The organism is Natrinema pellirubrum DSM 15624 (assembly GCF_000230735.2).
Classification (GTDB): Archaea; Halobacteriota; Halobacteria; order Halobacteriales; family Natrialbaceae; genus Natrinema; species Natrinema pellirubrum.
The window spans coordinates 1,309,783-1,328,518 of the sequence record NC_019962.1 but is presented as its reverse complement, the minus strand read 5'-3'; the positions used below and the strand labels follow the sequence as shown (position 1 = coordinate 1,328,518).

At 65.9% G+C, this 18,736-nt stretch carries 20 protein-coding genes; 14 read left to right on the top strand and 6 right to left on the bottom strand.

The window, feature by feature from the left end; translation table 11 throughout:
• Positions 1–22 precede the first annotated feature (22 nt).
• The 7 genes from NATPE_RS06460 (at position 23) to NATPE_RS06430 (ending at position 6,282) form a co-directional block, all read left to right on the top strand.
• Positions 23–208 (top strand): CbtB domain-containing protein, encoded by a 186-nt coding sequence (locus NATPE_RS06460; protein WP_006179558.1) that lies wholly within the window; start codon positions 23–25, stop codon positions 206–208.
• Positions 208–981, top strand: a complete 774-nt coding sequence (locus NATPE_RS06455; protein ID WP_006179559.1) for a CbtA family protein — start codon at positions 208–210, stop codon at positions 979–981. The genes NATPE_RS06460 and NATPE_RS06455 overlap by 1 nt, the downstream gene beginning before the upstream one ends.
• Positions 978–1,307, top strand: a complete 330-nt coding sequence (locus NATPE_RS06450; protein WP_006179560.1) for a (2Fe-2S) ferredoxin domain-containing protein — start codon at positions 978–980, stop codon at positions 1,305–1,307. The genes NATPE_RS06455 and NATPE_RS06450 overlap by 4 nt, the downstream gene beginning before the upstream one ends.
• Positions 1,308–1,445: 138 nt before the next feature.
• Complete coding sequence (locus tag NATPE_RS06445) at positions 1,446–3,080, top strand: class I adenylate-forming enzyme family protein (RefSeq protein ID WP_006179561.1); 1,635 nt, start codon at positions 1,446–1,448, stop codon at positions 3,078–3,080.
• A 213-nt stretch (positions 3,081–3,293) separates the two neighbouring features.
• Entirely contained in the window at positions 3,294–4,499 is a 1,206-nt protein-coding gene (locus NATPE_RS06440) for an acyl-CoA dehydrogenase family protein (protein WP_006179562.1), read from the top strand.
• Between the two features lie 26 nt (positions 4,500–4,525).
• Positions 4,526–5,104 carry a MaoC family dehydratase gene (locus NATPE_RS06435; RefSeq protein ID WP_006179563.1) on the top strand — a complete coding sequence of 193 codons (579 nt, stop codon included), beginning with the start codon at positions 4,526–4,528 and terminating at the stop codon, positions 5,102–5,104.
• Positions 5,104–6,282 carry a CaiB/BaiF CoA transferase family protein gene (locus NATPE_RS06430; RefSeq protein WP_006179564.1) on the top strand — a complete coding sequence of 393 codons (1,179 nt, stop codon included), beginning with the start codon at positions 5,104–5,106 and terminating at the stop codon, positions 6,280–6,282. The genes NATPE_RS06435 and NATPE_RS06430 overlap by 1 nt, the downstream gene beginning before the upstream one ends.
• Positions 6,283–6,285: 3 nt before the next feature.
• Here NATPE_RS06430 and NATPE_RS06425 read toward each other — a convergent pair whose 3' ends face one another.
• Positions 6,286–6,669, bottom strand: coding sequence for a MaoC/PaaZ C-terminal domain-containing protein (locus tag NATPE_RS06425; RefSeq protein ID WP_006179565.1), 384 nt, complete (start codon positions 6,667–6,669; stop codon positions 6,286–6,288).
• A 163-nt stretch (positions 6,670–6,832) separates the two neighbouring features.
• On the opposite strand from NATPE_RS06425, the gene NATPE_RS06420 reads away from it, so the two are divergent.
• Positions 6,833–8,191 (top strand): MmgE/PrpD family protein, encoded by a 1,359-nt coding sequence (locus NATPE_RS06420; RefSeq protein WP_006179566.1) that lies wholly within the window; start codon positions 6,833–6,835, stop codon positions 8,189–8,191.
• 75 nt (positions 8,192–8,266) lie between these two features.
• A complete protein-coding gene (locus tag NATPE_RS06415; RefSeq protein WP_006179567.1) occupies positions 8,267–9,337 on the top strand; it encodes a quinone-dependent dihydroorotate dehydrogenase in 1,071 nt (356 codons plus the stop codon).
• A gap of 6 nt (positions 9,338–9,343) precedes the next feature.
• Here NATPE_RS06415 and NATPE_RS06410 read toward each other — a convergent pair whose 3' ends face one another.
• From NATPE_RS06410 to NATPE_RS06400, 3 genes are all read right to left on the bottom strand, one after another.
• Positions 9,344–9,583, bottom strand: a complete 240-nt coding sequence (locus tag NATPE_RS06410) for a hypothetical protein (protein ID WP_006179568.1) — start codon at positions 9,581–9,583, stop codon at positions 9,344–9,346.
• 135 nt (positions 9,584–9,718) lie between these two features.
• Complete coding sequence (locus tag NATPE_RS06405) at positions 9,719–11,089, bottom strand: dihydroorotase (protein WP_006179569.1); 1,371 nt, start codon at positions 11,087–11,089, stop codon at positions 9,719–9,721.
• Between the two features lie 104 nt (positions 11,090–11,193).
• A complete protein-coding gene (locus tag NATPE_RS06400; RefSeq protein WP_006179570.1) occupies positions 11,194–11,574 on the bottom strand; it encodes a hypothetical protein in 381 nt (126 codons plus the stop codon).
• Between the two features lie 167 nt (positions 11,575–11,741).
• On the opposite strand from NATPE_RS06400, the gene NATPE_RS06395 reads away from it, so the two are divergent.
• The 3 genes from NATPE_RS06395 (at position 11,742) to NATPE_RS06385 (ending at position 16,112) form a co-directional block, all read left to right on the top strand.
• Complete coding sequence (locus NATPE_RS06395; RefSeq protein ID WP_006179571.1) at positions 11,742–12,716, top strand: NAD-dependent epimerase/dehydratase family protein; 975 nt, start codon at positions 11,742–11,744, stop codon at positions 12,714–12,716.
• Between the two features lie 478 nt (positions 12,717–13,194).
• Positions 13,195–13,689 carry a helix-turn-helix transcriptional regulator gene (locus NATPE_RS06390; RefSeq protein WP_006179572.1) on the top strand — a complete coding sequence of 165 codons (495 nt, stop codon included), beginning with the start codon at positions 13,195–13,197 and terminating at the stop codon, positions 13,687–13,689.
• A 155-nt stretch (positions 13,690–13,844) separates the two neighbouring features.
• A complete protein-coding gene (locus tag NATPE_RS06385; RefSeq protein ID WP_006179573.1) occupies positions 13,845–16,112 on the top strand; it encodes a DUF7282 domain-containing protein in 2,268 nt (755 codons plus the stop codon).
• Positions 16,113–16,229: 117 nt separating this feature from the next.
• Here NATPE_RS06385 and NATPE_RS06380 read toward each other — a convergent pair whose 3' ends face one another.
• Both NATPE_RS06380 and NATPE_RS22610 read right to left on the bottom strand, forming a co-directional pair.
• On the bottom strand, positions 16,230–16,733 hold the full coding sequence (locus NATPE_RS06380) for a DUF7344 domain-containing protein (protein ID WP_015298843.1): 504 nt from the start codon (positions 16,731–16,733) through the stop codon (positions 16,230–16,232).
• Between the two features lie 350 nt (positions 16,734–17,083).
• Positions 17,084–17,245: a DUF7563 family protein gene (locus tag NATPE_RS22610; RefSeq protein ID WP_162834899.1), complete on the bottom strand. Its 162-nt coding sequence runs from the start codon at positions 17,243–17,245 to the stop codon at positions 17,084–17,086.
• Positions 17,246–17,835: 590 nt separating this feature from the next.
• Between NATPE_RS22610 and NATPE_RS06370 the strand changes: the two genes are divergently transcribed.
• Positions 17,836–18,189 carry a winged helix-turn-helix domain-containing protein gene (locus NATPE_RS06370; protein WP_006179576.1) on the top strand — a complete coding sequence of 118 codons (354 nt, stop codon included), beginning with the start codon at positions 17,836–17,838 and terminating at the stop codon, positions 18,187–18,189.
• Positions 18,190–18,386: 197 nt separating this feature from the next.
• Entirely contained in the window at positions 18,387–18,662 is a 276-nt protein-coding gene (locus NATPE_RS06365) for a PadR family transcriptional regulator (RefSeq protein WP_006179577.1), read from the top strand.
• Positions 18,663–18,736 lie beyond the last annotated feature (74 nt).

Genomic DNA, 18,736 nt, shown 5'->3' with positions numbered 1-18,736 from the left:
TCAGTAGGGAAAACTGACTTGCATGACGACGACCGACACCGTCCACGATCGTATCGGGACCGCACGTGACGACCTCACAACCGGACAACTGCTCGCCGTCTTCGCGTTCGTCGCGGCAGCGACGTTTGCCTTGCTGTTCCTGCAGGAGCCGCTGGCTCACGACGCGATGCACAACTTCCGGCACGCGGCCGGCGTCATCTGCCACTGATGCTCGTCGACTACCTCAAGCGGGGCGTCCTCGCCGGGGCGATCGCGGGGATCGCCTACGGAGCCTACGTGGCGCTAGTCGCGAATCCCCTCGTCGGCTATATGGAGACGCGCGCCGAGGGCGGCGACCACGCCCACGCCGGTGAACACGCACACGAGGCCGGCGAACACGCCCATGCCGCCGGCGAAGGCGCTCACGCGGTCAGCGAGGCGACGACCGCGGCCGTCAGCATCGGCAGCGGCGTCCTCTGGGGAATCCTGCTCGGCGGTGCCTTCGCGCTCGCCTTCTACTTCCTCGAGCCGGCGCTGCCCGGCCGCGGGCGGGTCAAGGCCTACGTGCTGGCCGCGGCCGGCTTCCTGACCGTCTCGGTCGCCCCGTGGCTGGTGTTGCCGCCAACGACGCCCGGGGCCGAACTGGCGTTCGACCCGACACTTCGCAGCGCGATCTACGCGGGAATGATGGCCGTCGGGGCCGTCGTCGCCGCGGCGTCGGTCTATGGCTACGGCCGTCTGTCGCCCGAGAACCGGCCGCTTGGGGTCGGTGTGGCCGCAGTCCCGATCGTCGTACTCGTCGTCGTTACGACGGTCGCGGCACCGACGATCGTCGAGACCGGTGCGCTGTCGGCCGACCTGGTGACCGCGTTCCGTGGACTGACCGTCCTGAGTCAGGCCGCGCTCTGGGCGCTGGTGGCCGCCTGCTTCGGCTGGCTCCAGACGCGGGCCGGCGCGCAGCCGGCAGCCGAGCGCCACGACGACCTGCTGACGAGCCCATGAACGACCGGACCGAGCAACACACCGAGCGGCTCGACGCCCACGTCTTCGTCTGTACGAACGACCGCGAGGGCGAACACGCGAGCTGTGGTGCGGTCGGTGCCGACGAGACCGCCGCAGCGGTCAAGGCGTGGCTGCGCGAGCGCGACGCCTTCTGGACCGCCGTCTCGGTCAGCGAGACCTCGTGTCTCGGCCTCTGTAGCGAGGACGGGACCGCGATCACGATCCAGCCGCGAAACCGCTGGTACTCCGACGTCTCCCCCGAGGACGTCCCCACGTTGCTCGAATCGGTCTTCGGGCCGGACGCCGAACGAGTCGGCGAGGCCTGAGCCGGTCCGCCAGCCGGATTTCGCGGAACGACGCGACTATCCTGCGGTAACACCGAAACTACGGCAGCCGCTCGAGTCGGGAACCGAAGACGGCCGGGCACGCAACCGTTTTATCCGTGGTTTGTGATGGCACGCCTAATGCTCACGTGGCCAGAAGAAACCATCTACGAGGGGATTGCGACGGTCGCGGCCGAGCGGCCGGAACAGCGGGCCGTCGTCTTCGAGGGCAAGACGTGGACGTACGACGACCTGCTTGCTGAGAGCCGTAGTCTCGCGGCTGGCCTCGCCGAACTGGGCGTCTCGGACGGCGATGTCGTCGCTGTCTGGCTCGGCAACCGCCCCGAATGGATCGCCTGCCAACTGGCGACCTCGATGCTCGGCGCGGCGACCGTCGCGGTCAACACCCGCTACCGGAGCCACGAACTCGAGTACATGCTCGCCGACTCGAGTGCGTCGGTGCTGGTCACCGAGGACGCCCTGCTCGGACGGGACTACCACGAGATGCTCGAAGCGACGGTTCCCGAGATCGCCGCGGGACCGCCCGAGGCGTTCGATCCCGATTCGTTTCCGGCCCTCGAGGCGGTCGTCAGCCTCGAGTCGTCGGCCGAACTGCCGGCGCTGCGTGACTACGACGACGTGGTGGCGACGGGACGAGCGCGGGGGAGCGACGACGTAGAGCCCGCATCCGATCCCGAAGCCCCGGCGGCGATCTTCTACACGAGCGGGACGACGAGCGATCCAAAGGGCTGTCTCCAGTCGAGCCGATCGCTGTTGAACCACTCCGCACACGTCGCGGATCACCTCGGCGTGGACGGGGACGACGTCGGCGTCGCGACGCTGCCGTTCTGCGGGATCTGGGGCTACAACACGCTGTTCAGCGTCCTCGCGACCGGCGGCATGCTCGTCGCACAGACGCACTTCGATCCCGACGAGACGATCCGGCTGGTCGACGAGTACGACGCCACCTACCTCACCGGGCTGGGCGTGATGTTCGAGCGCATGCTCGAGGCCGACGCCTTCGACGCCACGCGGGTCGAGACCATCGACAAGGGCGTCGTGGGGTTCATCAGCAAGGGATTCGACGAGGCCCTGTTCGAGCGGATCGAGTCGACGTTCGGCTTCCCGGTCGTCCAGCCCTACGGCCTCTCTGAGGCCAACAGCCAGCTCTTCGTCGGCGACCCGGCCGACCCCGCCGAGCGGCGCAAACGGGTCGGCGGCCCGCCGATCCATCCGGCGATCGACGCGGAAATCGTCGACCCCGAAACGCGCGCGGAACTGCCGGCCGGCGAGGAGGGCGAACTCGCGATCCGGGGCTACCCGCTGGCCGACGGCTACCTCGACAAGCCCGAGGCGACCGCCGAAGCCTTCGACGAGGAAGGGTGGTTCTACACCGGCGACCTCGCCGAGATCGACGCGGACGGCTACGTCTACTACCGCTCGAGACTCGACGACGCCCTGCGGGTCCGGGGCTTTCTCGTCGCGCCTCGCGAGATCGGGGCCGCCGTCGAGGACCACCCCGCCGTTCGCGCCTGCGAGGTCGTTGGCGCGCCCCATCCGCGCCACGGCGAGGTGCCGGTCGCGTTCGTCGTCTCCGCCGACGGCGACGTTCCCACCGACGACCTCGAGGCGTTCCTCGACGACCGCGTCGCCGACTACAAGGTGCCCGAGGCGGTCGAGGTCGTCGACGAGTTCCCGACGACCGAGGGACCGAACGGGGAGAAGGTCCAGAAGACCGTCCTCCGGGACCGGGTCCGCGACCGGTTCGAGGACTGACGTCGCGTTCTCACCGCCAGGGGCAGGGACGCCGCCTCGAGCGATCGGATCGCCGTCTCGAGCGATCGGATCGCCGTCCGAACCCCGACCCCGCTGTCGGAAAGCGGATCGACGCGTCGGTGAGGAATAGCTGCGGCCGTTACGGTCGGCGAATGTGCCTCCGAGCCACGGTATCACATAACGTTTTTCTTCCGACCGAGAGACCATCCCCCAATGGCCCGACTCCTCAGCGACGCGGTGGCACTGACGGAACGCCAGCAGTTGGTTCGGTCCAACATCCGGGAGATCTGCGCGGACTTCGACCGCGAGTACTGGCGTCGGCGGGCCGACGAGGGGGCATACCCCAAGGAGTTCGTCGACGCGCTGGCGGATCACGGGTGGATGGGAATCCTGCTCCCTGCGGAGTACGGGGGTGCCGGGATGGGCACTCGAGAGACGGTCGTCATGATGGAAGAAATCGCTGCCAACGGGGGCGGGTTCAGCGCCGCGCAGGCGGTCCACGGCGGCGTCTACAACTCCGTACCGATCGTCGAGTACGCCAGCGAGGAGATCAAAGACGATCTCCTCCCCGACGTCGCCGCCGGCGAGACGTCGATCCAGGCGTTCGGCCTCACCGAGCCCAACGCCGGCTCGGACTCGACGGCGATCGAGACGCGCGCACAAAAGGAGGGCGACGAGTACGTCATCAACGGCCAGAAGATCTGGACCTCCCGCGTCGACGTCTCCGACTACATCGTCCTCGTCGCGCGGACGACGCCCCGCGCTGACGTCGACAAGCGCACCCGCGGCATCTCGATGTTCCTCGTCGACCTCGCGGACGCCCACGAACAGGGCGCGCTCGAGATGGAGCCGATCCCCAAGTCCGCCAGCGACTTCGTCCACTCGTTCGAACTCTGGTTCGACGACCTGCGCGTTCCGGAGTCGAACCTGATCGGCGTCGAGGGCGACGGGTTCTATCAGGTGCTTGATGGCCTCAACGAGGAGCGGCTCGTCATCGCCGCCGAGTGCATCGGGCTGGGCCGGCTGGCGCTCGAGCGGGCCGTCGAGTACGCCACCGACCGGGAGGTCTTCGACCGCCCGATCGGGACGAATCAGGCGATCCAGCACCCGCTGGCGGAGGCCTACGCGCGCCTGCAGGCGGCCAAACAGCTGACCTACAACGCGGCCGACCGGGCGGCCTCGGACGAGGACGTGGACCTGGGCGCATACGCGAACGCGGCGAAGTTCCTCGCGGCCGACGCGGCCTACGAGGCGGCCGACGCGGCGGTCCAGACCCACGGCGGGTTCGGCATCGCGACGGAGTACGACGTCGAGCGCTACTTCCGCGAGGCCCGACTGACCCGGCTGGTGCCGATCACCCAGCAGCTCGCCCTGAACTACATCGGTGAGAACGTGCTGGGACTGTCGCGCTCGTACTGACCGACGATTGCTCTCCATCCAAGACAATGACCGACGACAGCGACACCGACGACGCGGACGAACAGACCGACAAACGCCTCGTCGAAGGCTGGCACGGCCGCTACTACGAGGACTTCGCAGTCGGCGACGTCTACAAGCACCCCTTCGGCCGGACCGTCACCGAGACGGACAACGTCTGGCTGACCAACGTGACGATGAATTGCAACCCGATGCACTTCAATGAGGCCTACGCCGCGGAGACGGAGTTCGGCGAGCGTCTCGTCAACGGACTCGTCGTCATTGCGACGGCCGTCGGGATGAGCGTCATCGATGTCTCGGTCAACGCCACCGCGAATCTGGGCTACGACGACGTTCGCCACCACAATCCCGTCTTTCACGGCGACACCATCTTCGCCGAGAGCGAGGTTCGATCGAAGCGCGAACTCGAGTCCCGCGACCACGTCGGCATCGTCGAGACCGAACTCCGGGCGTACAACCAGCACGACGACCTTGTCCTGAGCTTGGAGCGCACCCCGATGGTGCTGAAACGCGAGTACGCCGAGCCTTCCGCCGCGGAGCCGCCGGGCTGGCCCGAGGGGATCGGCACGCAGCCGGAGGACTGCTGATGCTCGCGCTCGAGGATATCACGGTCGTCAGTTTAGAGAGCGGGATCAGCGCGCCGCTGTGTACCCGGCTGCTGGGGGACTTCGGCGCGGAGGTGATCAAGGTCGAGCGCCCGGGCGTCGGCGACGTCAACCGCCACTGGGACACGGCCGTCTACGGCGACTCGTCGGCCCACGTCTGGGTCGACCGGAACAAGCTCAGTGTCGAGTTGAACCTGAAAGCCGACGCGGGCCGCGCGGTCTTCCGCGAGCTGGCCGCCGAGGCCGACGTGATCGTCCAGAACTACTCGCCAGGCGTGGTCGAGCGACTCGGCGTCGGCTACGAGGACGTGACCGAGTACAACGACGACGTGATCTATCTCAACATCTCGGGCTACGGCCGCGACGGCCCCTACGAGGACCGCAAGGCCTACGATATGGTCATGCAGGGCGAGACCGGCCTCATTCCGATGAACGGCTCGCCCGACGCTCCGGCCAAGATCCCGCTGAGCATCTGTGACATCAACGCCGCGACCTACGGCACCATCTCGACGCTGCTCGCGCTCTTTCACCGCGAGCGCACCGGCGAGGGCCAGGAACTCGACGTCACGATGTTCGGCGGCATCCTCTCATGGCTCGGCTACTTCCCCCACAAGTACTGGCACACCGACGAGATTCCCGAGCGGATCGGGATGCGCCACCACCTGCTGACCCCCTACGGTCCCCACGAGACGGCCGACGACCAGTCCGTCAATTTCGCCATCCTGAGCGAGGCCCACTGGGAACTGCTCTGTACGGACGTCCTCGAGCGCCCCGACCTGCTCGAGGACGAGCGCTTCGAAACGAACGAGAAGCGCGTCGAAAACCGCGGGATGCTCGAGCCGCTGATCGAGGACCTGATCGCCGACTACCCCCGCGATTACTGGGCCGAACGGCTGGCCGAGGCGGGCATCCCGTGGGGCGACGTCAACGAACTCGACGATGTCCTCGATCATCCACAGGCCGACCACCTCGATCTCGTCAAGGAGTTCGAGACCGAGGACGGCCCCGTCCCCTACGTCGACACCCCGATCGACTCGAGCGAACTCGAGTTCGCGGCCGAACCGATGCCCGACCTGGGCGAGGATACCGAGGACGTCCTCGCGGCGCTTGGCTACTCGAGCGCGGAGATCGAGGAGTTGCGCGACGCGGACGTGATCTGAAACCTACGCCTTTTCGACGAGTCCCTCGAGGCTCGCGGTCAGGACGACCTCGCCGTCCTCGTTTTCGCAGACGACCTCCCCCTCGAGGTCGTAGCGGTCGTCCCGTTCCGTGACGGCCGTGATCGTCAGCGTACAGGCGATCGTCTCGCCGGTGTAGACCGGCCGGACGAACTCGAAGGTCATCGTCCTGGCCAGCACCTCGAGGTCGCCGCCGATCTTGGTCGGTAGCGTCGCGGTCAGCAGGCCGTGGACCAGCAGTCGGCCGTCCGCGTCGGGCTCGGTGTGGCGGGGTTGGGTGTCCTGTGAGAGGTCGGCGAACCGGCGGACGTCGTCGGTCGTAAACGCCCGTTCGAAGGAATGGCGGTCGCCTTCGGTCGGCTCGTGCATACGACTGTCCCGTGTGGCCACGATACTAAAACTGCCTGTGGACGCGGCGGTGCGTGCGAGACTCCGTCGCGGCGTCGCGTCGGGCTGGCCTCGGGTCGGCGACCGGTCAAAAAGTCGACCGGCGGGGCCACGATTATGCCGCTGCCCGAGAGACGAACACGACATGACGGACGCAGACGCGGGCGGGGTCGCGACCGACCTCGCGACGTTCGTGAGTTCGCTCGCCGCCGCCGACGTTCCCGAGGACGCGCTTCGACTCACCGAACGGGCGATCCTCGACACCGTCGGCGTGACCCTCGCGGGCGCGGACGCCGAGGCCGGCAGTATCGCCGCGGTCACGGCAAGCGACGGCCACGGCGAGACGACGGTTCTCGGTCGCGACGACCGACTGCCGCTGTCCGACGCCGTCTTCGTGAACGCGACCGCCGGCCACGCGCTCGACTTCGACGACGTCGCGCTGGCCGCGATGGACGGCCACCCCAGCGTACCGATGGTCGCCCCGCTGCTAGCGGTCGGGGAGCGCGAGGGCGCGAGCGGCCGGGACCTGCTGACGGCCTTCGTCGCCGGCTTCGAGACCCAACACTCCCTCTCGAGCCCCATCAGTCCCGGCCACTACGAGGGCGGCTGGCACGCCACCTCGACGATCGGTCTCTTCGGCGCCGCCGCGGCGGTGGCGAACCTGCTCGACCTCTCGGCCGCGCGGACCGCACACGCGCTCTCGATCGCTGCCTCGATGCCGGCCGGCCTCAAGCGCAACTTCGGCTCGACGACCAAGCCGGTCCACGCGGGCCAGGCCGCTCGCTCCGGGACGACCGCTGCCCTGCTCGCCGCCGAGGGCGCGACCGCGGATTCGACGGCGATCGACGGCGAGCGCGGCTTCTTCGACCTCTATCGCGGCGACGGCGAGCCCGACCTCGGGGCCCTGCCCGCCCTCGGCGACCGCTGGTCGATCCTCGAGGACGGCATCGACGTCAAGAAGTATCCCTGCTGTTACTACACCCACGCCGCGATCGACGCCGCGATCGGGCTTGCCGACGAGTACGACCTCGAGCCCGACGCGATCGACGACGTGACCGTGACGGCCTCGCAGGGCGCGGCCGACGCGCTGGCCCACGACGATCCGGAGACGGGACTCGAGGCCAAGTTCTCGATGCCGTACCTGATCGGGCGCGCGATCGCCCGCCGGGATGTCGGACTCGCCGCCTTCGATCGGGACTCCATCGACGAACCCGCGGTCCAGACCGTCCGTGAGCGGGTCACGCTGACCGTCGGCGACGGGCTGGCCTACGACTCCAACGCCGCCCGGGTCGCGGTAACGACCCGCAGCGGCGAGACGTACGAACGCACCCGAGAGCGGCCGCCGGGCACCCACGACGACCCGCTCTCGATCGACGAACTGTGCGAGAAGTTCCGGATGTGTGCCGACCGCGCGCCGACTGCGGTCGCCACCGACGACGCGCTGGCAGCGCTGGACGATTTGCGATCCGTCGCGGACGTGAGCGAAGTCCTCGAGTCGCTCTGATTGCGGACGGCCCCTCGAGCGACCGGGCGCGCCGCTTCGGGACGTTTACCTGTTGGCCGCCCCCACGTCCCGGCAATGACGCTGTACTCGCGGGTCCGCCCCCTCGCGTTCAAACTGCCGGCCGAGACGGCCCACGACCTGGGCAAACGGACGCTCCGGGCGGCTCAGTCGACGCGACCGACGCGGGCGGCGCTCTCGTATGCGTATCGGTACGACGATCCAGCTCTCGAGGTCGACCGCTTCGATACCACGTTCCCGAACCCGGTCGGGGTCGCGGCCGGCTTCGACAAGAACGCCGAAGTGACCCACGCGCTCGAGGCGCTCGGCTTCGGCTTCGTCGAGATCGGCACCGTCACGCCCTACCCGCAGGCGGGCAACGATCGGCCCCGCCTCTTCCGGCTGCGCGAGGACGAGGGGATGATCAACCGGATGGGCTTCAACGGGCAGGGGATGGAACGGGTCAAGTCGCGGCTCGAGGCAGACGGCACGCCCGGGATTCCGCTCGGCGTGAACATCGGCAAAATGAACTCCTCGAGCGAAGCCGAAGCCATCGAGGACTATCGCCGGGTTTTCGACCGGCTCTCGCCCTTTGCCGACTACGTCGTCGTCAACGTCTCCTGTCCGAACACGCCCGAGGAGTTCGACGAGGGGTCGCCCGAGCATCTGCGGGCGATCTTCGAGACCCTCGAGGCCGAGAACGATCGCGACGTGCCGATACTGGTGAAGATCGGCCCCGACGACCCCGAAGAGTCGATCTTCGATCTCGTCGACATCGTTCAGGAGTTCGGCCTCGACGGCATCGTCGCGACCAACACCTCGACGAGCCGCGAGGGACTCACGTCGCCCGAGCAGGAGGAGTGGGGCGGGCTCAGCGGCAAGCCGATCGCGGACCGCTCGACGGCCGTCATTCGGTCGCTCGCCGAGTACACCGACGGCGACCTGCCGATCGTCGGCGTCGGCGGCGTCGATTCCGCCGAAAGCGCCTACGCGAAGATCCGGGCCGGTGCCTCGCTGGTCCAGTTGTATACCGGGTTCGTCTATCAGGGCCCCTCGACCGCAAAGCGGATCAACCGCGGACTGGCCGCGTTGCTCGAGCGTGATGGGTTCGCCTCGGTCGAGGACGCGGTCGGTGCGGACCTCGAGTAAGGTGAGTCAGTCGGCGGGTTCGGGGTCGTCGATCGCGTCGTCGAGCCCGTGGAGTTCGGCCGGTCCGACGGCTTCGTCGGCCCGCGCTTCGTCGATTTCTCGGCGGTCGGAGTCCTCCCGTTGTGTCTCGACGACCGGCTCGGCGTCGCCGTCGGTCACGGAGAGATACAGCGACCGGAGCTGTTCCGTCTTGTCCGTACCGTCCGTTTCGTCGCCTGCGTCCGTCTGAGAGTCTGAATCGGTCATCGCGGGGTCCCTGTCGGCATCGGAAGGCCGAAACGGGAATATAAACAGGTTGCTACTTTCAGGCACTGAGAATTGTCACGGGAAACGGCCAATTCGACTTCGACGATCGTCGAGGGACAGAGGACGCCGTCTCACTCAGGTATCGACGTCGACACGGGTGCCGTACCCCGACTCACCGACGACGTCGCCGTCCTCGGCGACGATCTCGCCGCGGACGACCGTCGCGACCGCTTTCCCGGTGAAGGACTCGCCGATAAACGGTGTGACGCAGTTTTTCGAGTGGAGTTCGTCGGCGTCCTCGAGCGTCCAGTCCCGGTCGGGATCGACGATCGTGAAGTCGGCGTCGGTGCCGACCTGCAGCGACCCCTTCTGTGGGTACATGCCCCAGATCTGAGCGGGCCGGGTCGAGTGGCGGCGGACCCACTCCTCCATCGTGAGCCGCCCCTGATCGACGAACGTGAGCATGACCGGTACCTCGGTCTCGAGGCCGACGAAGCCCGAGATCGCCTCCCATGTATTTCCGAACGGGTCGTCGACCTTCTTCTCCTCGGGGGTGTGGGGCGCGTGGTCGGTGGCGATGGAGTCGATCGCGCCGTCGTCGATCCCGACCTGCCAGAGTTTCTCGCGTTCCGCGGCGTTTCGGATCGGCGGTTGGATGCGGGCGGGGTTGCCCTTCTCGCGCATGACCTCCTCGGTGAACCAGAGGTAGTGCGGCGTCGTCTCGGCGGTGACGTCGACGCCGCGCTCTTTCCCGCGGGCGACGGCCTCGGCCGCCGAACCAGAGGAGACGTGGAACATGTGGATCTTCGCGCCGGTCTCCTCGGCGAAGGTGATCATGCGTTCGACGGCTTCCTGCTCGGCGATGACGGGACGGGAGTGGGAGTGATCGATGGGGTCGTTTCGCCCCTCCGACTTGAACCGCTCCGTGTAGTGGTCGATGATCTCGCCGTTCTCCTCGTGAAAGCCCAGTCGCTTGCCCGTTTCGCGGATCTTCTCCATGGCCTCTATGATCTCGCCGTCGTTCGGCGGCGGGACGTCACCCACCGTCGAGCCGAGGAAGATCTTGAACCCGAGCGGGCCGGTCTCGGCGATCTCCGGGATGAGATCGAGGTTCTCCGACGTGACGACGGCGTAGCTCTGGAAGTCGACGTGAGCCGACGCCTCGCCGCGTTCGAACTTCAACTCGAGGTGGTCCGGACGATCGATGACCGGGTCCGTGTTGGGCATGCCGACGACGGTCGTCACGCCGCCGGCGGCCGCGGCCCGCGTCGCGGACTCCCAGTCTTCCTTGTACTCGAGGCCGGGCTCGCGGTTGTGGATGTGGCCGTCGACGATACCCGGCACGAGGACGTTCCCCTCGCCGTCGAGGACGCGGTCGGCGCCGGGGAGCCGGTCGCTCCGCCCGACGGCGACGATCTCCCCGTCCTCGACGGCGACGCCCGCATCGGGCGTCCGCCCCGCGGGCGTGACGACGGTACAGTTGCGCACGACGAGATCGACGGTCATTGCCCGGCAGTTGCCGAGGGCGGCGCATATAGCTTCCCCAAACGGGTCACGACCCGACCGCGGCGACCGGCGTCCCGAGCGGCGTCGGAATCGCGGTCGGCGACTCAGTCGTCCGACTCGAGGTCAAGATACTCCCGATAGGTCGTTTCGACCGACCGCGGGACCCGATACTCCCGGCGTTCCGCGATCGCCGTCGCGACGAAGAGGACGGCGAGCAGTCCTGCCGCGATCGGTTTCGAATCGGTCGGATCGAGCCGGTCCCACGTGCGGTGCAGCCAGAAGATATCGGTAAGCGCCGATGTCTGGTGGAGTTCGCGGAGCCGCTCGGCTGCGATCGGGCTGATCCAGTGGAAGTCGGGGAGCATCGCCCATCCGCCACCGAACAGGACGATCGTTCGCGGATACCGGTCGGTCGGAACGAGAAAGGTGACGACCAGCGTCGTCATCGCCGCCCCGAACGCGAAGTGGCCGATGGCGATCGACATCGATCCGACGTGTTCGGCGACGAGACTTATAGCTTGCTGCGATGGTGCCGGGGCCGGCCGACCCGTCGACGAGGACGAGCGTAAGCACCGCCTACGCGCACGCAACCGCGAGATCAGCGGGGGTACGAGCGCGATACTAAACAGCGAGGATCCGGTGGCTTCAGTGGATGGACTCCCCAGCGATCCGCGACAGCACGGTACTCGTGACCGGCGGTGCCGGCTTCATCGGCAGCCACCTCGTCGACGCCCTGGTGCCACACAACGAGGTACGGGTCCTCGACGATTTCTCGACCGGCAATCCGGCCCACCTGCCCGACGACGCGACGGTGATCGTGGGCGACGTGGGGGATCCGATCGCCCTGCAGGAGGCCGCTCGCGGCGTCGACGTCATCTTCCATCACGCCGCGGTCGTCAGCGTCACCCAGAGCGTCGACAACCCTCGACAGAGCAATCAGACGAACCTCGAGGCCGGACTGTTGGTCCTCGAGCAGGCCCGTCAGGAAGACGCGCGAGTCGTCGTCGCCTCGAGCGCCGCGGTGTACGGTCACCCGGCGGAGCTGCCCGTCTCGGAGACGGCACCGACGGATCCGACCTCGCCCTACGGCGTCCAGAAACTCGCGCTCGACGAGTACGCCCGCCTCTACGCGGAGCTGTACGACCTCCCGACCGTCGCCCTGCGGTACTTCAACGTCTACGGACCCCGCCAGCAGGGCCCCTACAGCGGCGTCATTTCGACGTTCCTCGAGCAGGCCCGCGCAGACGAGCCGATTACGATCGAGGGCGACGGCCAGCAGAGCCGCGATTTCGTCCACGTCAGCGACGTCGTTCGTGCGAACCTGCGAGCGGCTGTAACCGACGCGGTCGGCGAGGCCTACAATATCGGCACGGGCGAGCGGACGACGATCCGGGAACTCGCCGAGACCGTTCGGGACGCCACCGGTTCGTCCTCGTCGATCGTCCACCGCGAGCCCCGTCCCGGCGACATCAGACACAGCGGTGCCGACACCACGAAAACAGCCCGCGAACTCGGGTTCGAGGCGCGAGTCGGCCTCGAGTCGGGGATCCGATCGCTGGTCGAACGCGATACGGGTGTCCCGACTCGCGGAGATACCGAGACGGCGGTCGAACTACCCGGCGAGTGACCCGGTGTTCGATAGTTCTCCCTGGCGATTCCATCGACGGGCCGCTCGCGGGAGACCGCGGCCGTCCGAACTGACCGATGTGGCGTCGTCTTGCCGGCGATCTCGAGTGACTACCGACCGTGTTCGTTCCACGGAGAGTCACGCCAGTATCGGATTACCGTCTGAATCCGGAGCGAATCCGGGCTAACCGATCGAAACGTCCGGGCCGGTTTATTCCTCCCGTCGAGCAACGAGTGGCCATATCATGACTAGGGAGTGTCAACCGAAACCCGGCACCGACAGGACTGACGCCCGCCAGCCACCGGGAGAAGCCGATCACCGATGAGACGTCCGACCGGAACCGGTCGAACGCACGGACCGTTCGGTCGGCATGAGAGACACCGACGCGACTAACAGCATATGGGTTATAAAAAACGACTTGTGAGACGGTCACGAGGGTATCGGACATGAACCATCGAACGACAGCATCTCAGGGGGCATGACTATCCGACGACGGGCGTCCGCGGTCGTCGATGCGTTCGAATCGTCGACCAACGGGGCGGTTGCGATGACGGTCGGGTTCGGGTTCCGACCCGAGGTTTCGCGAGCCGCTGAACCGCTCCAACTAGAGGGAAACGCACACCTTGCGGCTCTCGTCGGGATGGTTGCACTCGCACTGCTTGGTGGCGTACTCGTCGCTCGGAACCGATACGACGGTCCAGAGGCCGGTCACGAGACGGAGCCCGATCGAGAGGAGTTCGTCACCGACCGGGAGCGAGTCCGACAGTTGCTCCGGGACAATGGAGGTCGAATGAAGCAATCGAACATCGTCGACTCCGTCGACTGGTCGAAAGCGAAGGTCAGTCGGCTGCTCGCCGATCTCGAGGAGGACGGCCAGATCACGAAACTGCGCCTCGGTCGGGAGAACCTCGTTTGTCTTCCCGGACACGAACCGACCGCATCGAAATCGCCCGAACAGGCCGGCGATGACTAGCGCGGCCACCGTTCCTATCAGCAACCGTTGATTTCGGAAGCAGAACGAGAGACTGAATTCGCCACTGTTGGGCCGTAGTTTCCGATTTCTCAGCGTAATGGTTCTGCCGGTTTATCCGCCGAAGCCACGACGTGACGGATGCCATTACGGCAACCATGAACGCACGCAAACAGGTACTGGTCGTATTCACCGCGCTGATGGTAGTTTGTTCCGGCGGGGCGATGGTCACAGCAGCTTCGGGCTCTGGGGCCGTCGATTCGGGTGACACTGCCAGCGACGGCGAATACGACTCGGCGAACGAGACGAACGTCGACGAATCAACGACAGACGACACAGTTGCCGACGAAGACGACATGGCGGTCGATGACGACGATGGAGAGATGGCGGACAACGAAACCGGCCTCGAGGAAGACGCGGCCGGCCAACAGTCCGCGTACGTGACGTTCGAAGACCAGGAGACCGACGGGCAGACGGTCGTGGTCGAGAACGTCACGCTCGCGAGCGGCGGCTTCGTGACGATCCACGACAGCAGCCTGCTGGTCGGAAACGTCTTCGAGAGCGTTATCGGCACCTCCGCGTATCTCGAGGCGGGGACCCACGAACAGGTCGAAGTCACCCTCGACGAACCGCTCGAGGAGGACGAGACCCTGATCGCGATGCCGCATCGCGATACGAACGACAACGAGGAATACGATTTCGTCGAGAGTGAGGGTGCGGCCGACGGGCCGTACCTCACGGCCGCCGACGAGCCGGTGACCGACGACGCAGTGGTGTCGGTCGGTGCGGCCGACGAGGAACCCGTTGCGGAGGAGCCGGCCGAAGAGGACAACGAAACGATCGTTGACGAGGAACCGGTCGAGGAGGACAACGAAACAGTCGTTGACGAGGAACCGGCCGAAGAGGACAACGAAACGGTCGTTGACGAAGAACCGGCCGAAGAGGATAACGAAACAGTCGTTGACGAAGAACCGGCCGAAGAGGATAACGAAACAGTCGTTGACGAGGAACCAGTCGAAGAGGACAACGAAACGGTCGTTGACGAGGAACCGGCTGACGAAGACGAGGATGTCGTCGACGACGAACCGGCGATGGATGACGGGCTAACGATCAACGTCGTGATCGAACAGCTCACTGTCATCGTCAGCGAGAACGGTGACGACCTCGCGATGGACGGCGAGACGGACGCCGGATACGAAGACGAGCAGGCCGACGACGGGGCGACCGTCGACGGAAACGAGACGGCCACTGACGACGGCGCAGTCGACAGCGACGACGGGATGGCCGACGATGAAACTGAAACGGGCGACGAGACGATGGCGGACGCCGCCGGACTGCTCGGTAACGGCGATCTGTCCTTCGAGCAGGTGACGGTCACCGTCGACGTCGAGAACATCGAGATCCAGAGCGCTTCCGACGCCCCCTCGAACGATGACGGAACCGGCGAGGATCTCGACACCGAGACCAACGACACCGAAACCGACACCGACGACGCTGCAGATGGTGTCGATAACGGTGACGACGGGGCCGTCGAGGACGATGGTGACCAGATCCAGGTGACCATCGAAGAGGCCACCGTATACGTCAACCTCGAGGGCATGGACGAACAGCCCGTCGAGGACGAACCGGTTGAGGACGAGGAACCGGTCGAAGAGGAACCGACTGAAGACAACGAAACCGACGACGACCTCGAGCCGATCGAGGACGAACCGGTCGATAACGAAACCGAGGACAACGAAACTGACGACGGCCTCGAGCCGATCGAGGACGAGCCGACTGAGGACAACGAAACCGAGGACAACGAAACTGACGACGGCCTCGAGCCGATCGAAGACGAGCCGACTGAGGACAACGAAACCGAGGACAACGAAACCGACGACGGCCTCGAGCCGATCGAGGACGAGCCGACCGACAACGAAACCGAAGAGGAGCCGATAGACAACGAGACGGAATCGGCGGAGTCCTTCGAGGTCAGCAACCTCGATGCACCCACGAGCGCCGAAGTCGGTGAGACGATTACCGTGACGGCGACGATCGAGAACCCGAGCGACGAGGAACGCACCGAGACGGCACAGTTCCGTCTCGACGGTGACCTCGTCGACGAACAGAACGTCACGCTCGAGGGCGACGAGAGCGACGACGTCGAGTTCGAGGTCGACACGAGCGACGACGTCGAGTTCGAGGTCGACACGAGCGACCTCGCGGCCGGCGATTACATCCACATGATCCTGGCCGACCAGACCGGTGAAGTCGCGACCCTCGAACTGACCGAGGCGACCGACGACACCGAGACTGACGACACCGAACTCGAGGACGGCGACGACGGCCTCGAGAACGACACCGCCGACAACGAAACTGCGGACAACGGGACCGACGACGGTCTCGAGAACGACACCGACGAAGAACCCGCACTCGTCGGCGCGTAAGGAGAGTTCCCCAACGGACAGCGCGCTTTCTCATTTTGAACCGACGGCTCGAGTGACCGGCCGGTCAGGGCGGTCGCCTGTGACAGTTCTCGACCCGGAGAGCGGCGTCAATCGTCCTCAAGCAAGCAGTTGATAGAGACTGCTCGCGCCGACGACGAGCAACACTAGCACGCTCGAGAGGATCGGATCGAGGGCCGAAACCACCGGAAGGCCGAGCCCGACCAGCGCGATGATCGCGAGCCCGAGGAGACAACAGCCGAGGTGTAACTGCAGGACTCGAGAGTGGTCGTCGGCGTGACCGTCGACGTACTGCAGGACCTCGGCGAAGTGCCGGCCGGGCTGGATCGTCTTCGCGTCGGAGTCATACTCGATCACGTCGTCTTCCTCGAGTTGGGGGAGATGCGTCTGTTGGAGGGAGACGTAGACGCTCTTGTAGAGGTTGTTCGGGACCGGGGTCGTGTCGGATTCGGTCGCGGCGATTTCGGTCGCGACATCGGAGACATCGATCTGTCCGCCGTCCTCGGCGAGCAACTGGACGATCGCTCGTCGCCTGTCGTTGCCGAGGATGTGAAACACTTCGCTCTCCGCCAACGGGTCAGCTCGGTTCGTTTGAACTGACATCGATCAGGGAGAAGGGGAGCCGATTCTCGAGGGGCGATCCACCACCAGTGACCATATCCCGCTAGTTCTGACACCAGCGACTTTAACTTTTGCAGGTTACGGGGGTCGCCGGCCAGAGCCGCGAGCCGGCGAGGATCGGGAGCCGGGGTAGGGGGCGGGTACAGCAGCGGGTCGTCTCGGACGGCGCTGTCGGTCAGCGGGTCGTCTCGGAGAAGAGCAACCGCCCCTCGAAACGTTGTGAATCGATTCACGAACCGCTCGTCGCGACCGTCGAAGCGGCCGGTGGAGCGACGAATCGCGGCCACGTACCGTCGCAGCGGCGTCACCGTCGTCTCGACGCCCGACCGAGGTCAGTCGCCGGGGAGGTGGCCGCCGGACTGCATCTCGCGATAGGTGGTACAGGACGGACAGCCGTGGACGACGTCGCCGTTATCGCCGAAGACGCGAGCGAACTGCTGTGTGACGTGTGTCCCGCAGTTTCGACAGCGAGCGCCGGCTGTCGACGATTCCATGGGCTTCCAGTCGTGTTTGTGGGCGTTCATGGGTGGTGGGGGGTGTACTCGGACGGGCGTGGGACCGTCGTGCGGAACCGAGTTCGGGCCGTCCCGAGAGCAACGGTAACACCGCCGATGTCCAGCGATACCCGTCCGGGCATCGTCGTATCGAGGGGGGCAAACGAGAATAAAGGACGCCGACCGTTCACCGATGACGCGACCCCCGAACGCGGGAAATAGCCGATTGCTGCCCGACAAAACGGCTGTAGCGGCTCAAATTCGCCGTTCCGGAACGGTCCGACCGACCGATCTCAACCCGAATTCAGTCGTCTTGGCGCTGTGTCGGCTTTCAAACGAGAGATTGTGCCGGCCGGTCGCCGCTCGAAACAAGTCGTTTCCAGGCCGAAATACGATCTTACGTTGTCGAAGGACGTGCCAAACGCGCATAAGGTACATCGTTATAAAATACCACTATGGCTTACCGATCCTCGTGCCGGAATGTATCGGTGGACCCCCCGACAGTGGCTGCCCCCCTGTGACCTCTCTCGAATCGCCACCTCTCACGAAGAGCGAACGGACCAGATCCATCCCATTCGGTGACTCCCACTATGTCAACACAAGCAAGTGACACGCGAACGGAATCGACGACCAACCCTGCGACCCAGCTGGACGTCCTCGGGGACGACTGTGCCCGGACGATCCTCGTCGCGACCAGCGAGGGGCCGAAGACGGCCAAGGAACTGACCGAGCGGACCGACAGCTCGTCGGCGACCGTCTATCGCCGGATCAACAACCTCCTCGAGAGCGACCTCATCGCGGAGTGTGTGCGGTTCGAGGACGACGGCTCCCATACCACCGCCTACGAGGCGACCGTCGACAGCCTTCGGGTTCGGATCGACGCCGACGGGATCGAGGTCGCGGTTTCGGAACCGAACGAACCGGACCTGTCGGACCGAGAGTGACGCCGCGGCCGCGATCGGGACCGACCGACTCGAGCAAGCGTGGGTGCGAGCGGTCGGTCGAACACACTATTAGGAGCGTTTGATATTCAGATGACACTATCGTTTCTGCCGGTAATACGGGGTGAAATCGGAGAACGATGGCTGTATGATACGGATAACAAATATCCGTTCACTGGAACGGTCAGTGTGATTGAGCAATGCACGATCTGACCGGCTTCCAGCGCGACCTGCTGTACGTGATCGCAGGTGCCGACCGTCCGTCGGGCCAGACCGTCAAGGACGAAGTCGAGAAGTACTACAGTTCGGAGATCAATCACGGACGACTGTATCCGAACCTGGACACGCTCGTCAACAAAGAACTGGTCGAGAAGGGACAGCTCGACAGACGAACGAACTATTATGCGATCACCGATGCCGGTCGAGAGCAGATCCAAGAGCGTCGGGAGTGGGAATCGCAGTACGTCGATTTCTGAGCGGCCGCCAATCCGATCGTCGGTCCGCGGCCGTCGCCCGTCGTTCGTGGTGGCCGACCGCCGTGTACCTGACA

Coding starts and splice junctions, on each gene's coding strand:
- NATPE_RS06400 (WP_006179570.1), bottom strand. CDS start 11,574: ATGTCGATCGCCATCGGCCACTTCGCGTTCGGGGCGGCGATGACGACG.
- NATPE_RS06365 (WP_006179577.1), top strand. CDS start 18,387: ATGCACGATCTGACCGGCTTCCAGCGCGACCTGCTGTACGTGATCGCA.
- NATPE_RS06370 (WP_006179576.1), top strand. CDS start 17,836: ATGTCAACACAAGCAAGTGACACGCGAACGGAATCGACGACCAACCCT.
- NATPE_RS06455 (WP_006179559.1), top strand. CDS start 208: ATGCTCGTCGACTACCTCAAGCGGGGCGTCCTCGCCGGGGCGATCGCG.
- NATPE_RS06420 (WP_006179566.1), top strand. CDS start 6,833: ATGACGGACGCAGACGCGGGCGGGGTCGCGACCGACCTCGCGACGTTC.
- NATPE_RS06405 (WP_006179569.1), bottom strand. CDS start 11,089: ATGACCGTCGATCTCGTCGTGCGCAACTGTACCGTCGTCACGCCCGCG.
- NATPE_RS06435 (WP_006179563.1), top strand. CDS start 4,526: ATGACCGACGACAGCGACACCGACGACGCGGACGAACAGACCGACAAA.
- NATPE_RS06415 (WP_006179567.1), top strand. CDS start 8,267: ATGACGCTGTACTCGCGGGTCCGCCCCCTCGCGTTCAAACTGCCGGCC.
- NATPE_RS06440 (WP_006179562.1), top strand. CDS start 3,294: ATGGCCCGACTCCTCAGCGACGCGGTGGCACTGACGGAACGCCAGCAG.
- NATPE_RS06430 (WP_006179564.1), top strand. CDS start 5,104: ATGCTCGCGCTCGAGGATATCACGGTCGTCAGTTTAGAGAGCGGGATC.
- NATPE_RS06390 (WP_006179572.1), top strand. CDS start 13,195: ATGACTATCCGACGACGGGCGTCCGCGGTCGTCGATGCGTTCGAATCG.
- NATPE_RS06385 (WP_006179573.1), top strand. CDS start 13,845: ATGAACGCACGCAAACAGGTACTGGTCGTATTCACCGCGCTGATGGTA.
- NATPE_RS06460 (WP_006179558.1), top strand. CDS start 23: ATGACGACGACCGACACCGTCCACGATCGTATCGGGACCGCACGTGAC.
- NATPE_RS06395 (WP_006179571.1), top strand. CDS start 11,742: ATGGACTCCCCAGCGATCCGCGACAGCACGGTACTCGTGACCGGCGGT.
- NATPE_RS06425 (WP_006179565.1), bottom strand. CDS start 6,669: ATGCACGAGCCGACCGAAGGCGACCGCCATTCCTTCGAACGGGCGTTT.
- NATPE_RS06450 (WP_006179560.1), top strand. CDS start 978: ATGAACGACCGGACCGAGCAACACACCGAGCGGCTCGACGCCCACGTC.
- NATPE_RS06410 (WP_006179568.1), bottom strand. CDS start 9,583: ATGACCGATTCAGACTCTCAGACGGACGCAGGCGACGAAACGGACGGT.
- NATPE_RS06380 (WP_015298843.1), bottom strand. CDS start 16,733: ATGTCAGTTCAAACGAACCGAGCTGACCCGTTGGCGGAGAGCGAAGTG.
- NATPE_RS22610 (WP_162834899.1), bottom strand. CDS start 17,245: ATGGAATCGTCGACAGCCGGCGCTCGCTGTCGAAACTGCGGGACACAC.
- NATPE_RS06445 (WP_006179561.1), top strand. CDS start 1,446: ATGCTCACGTGGCCAGAAGAAACCATCTACGAGGGGATTGCGACGGTC.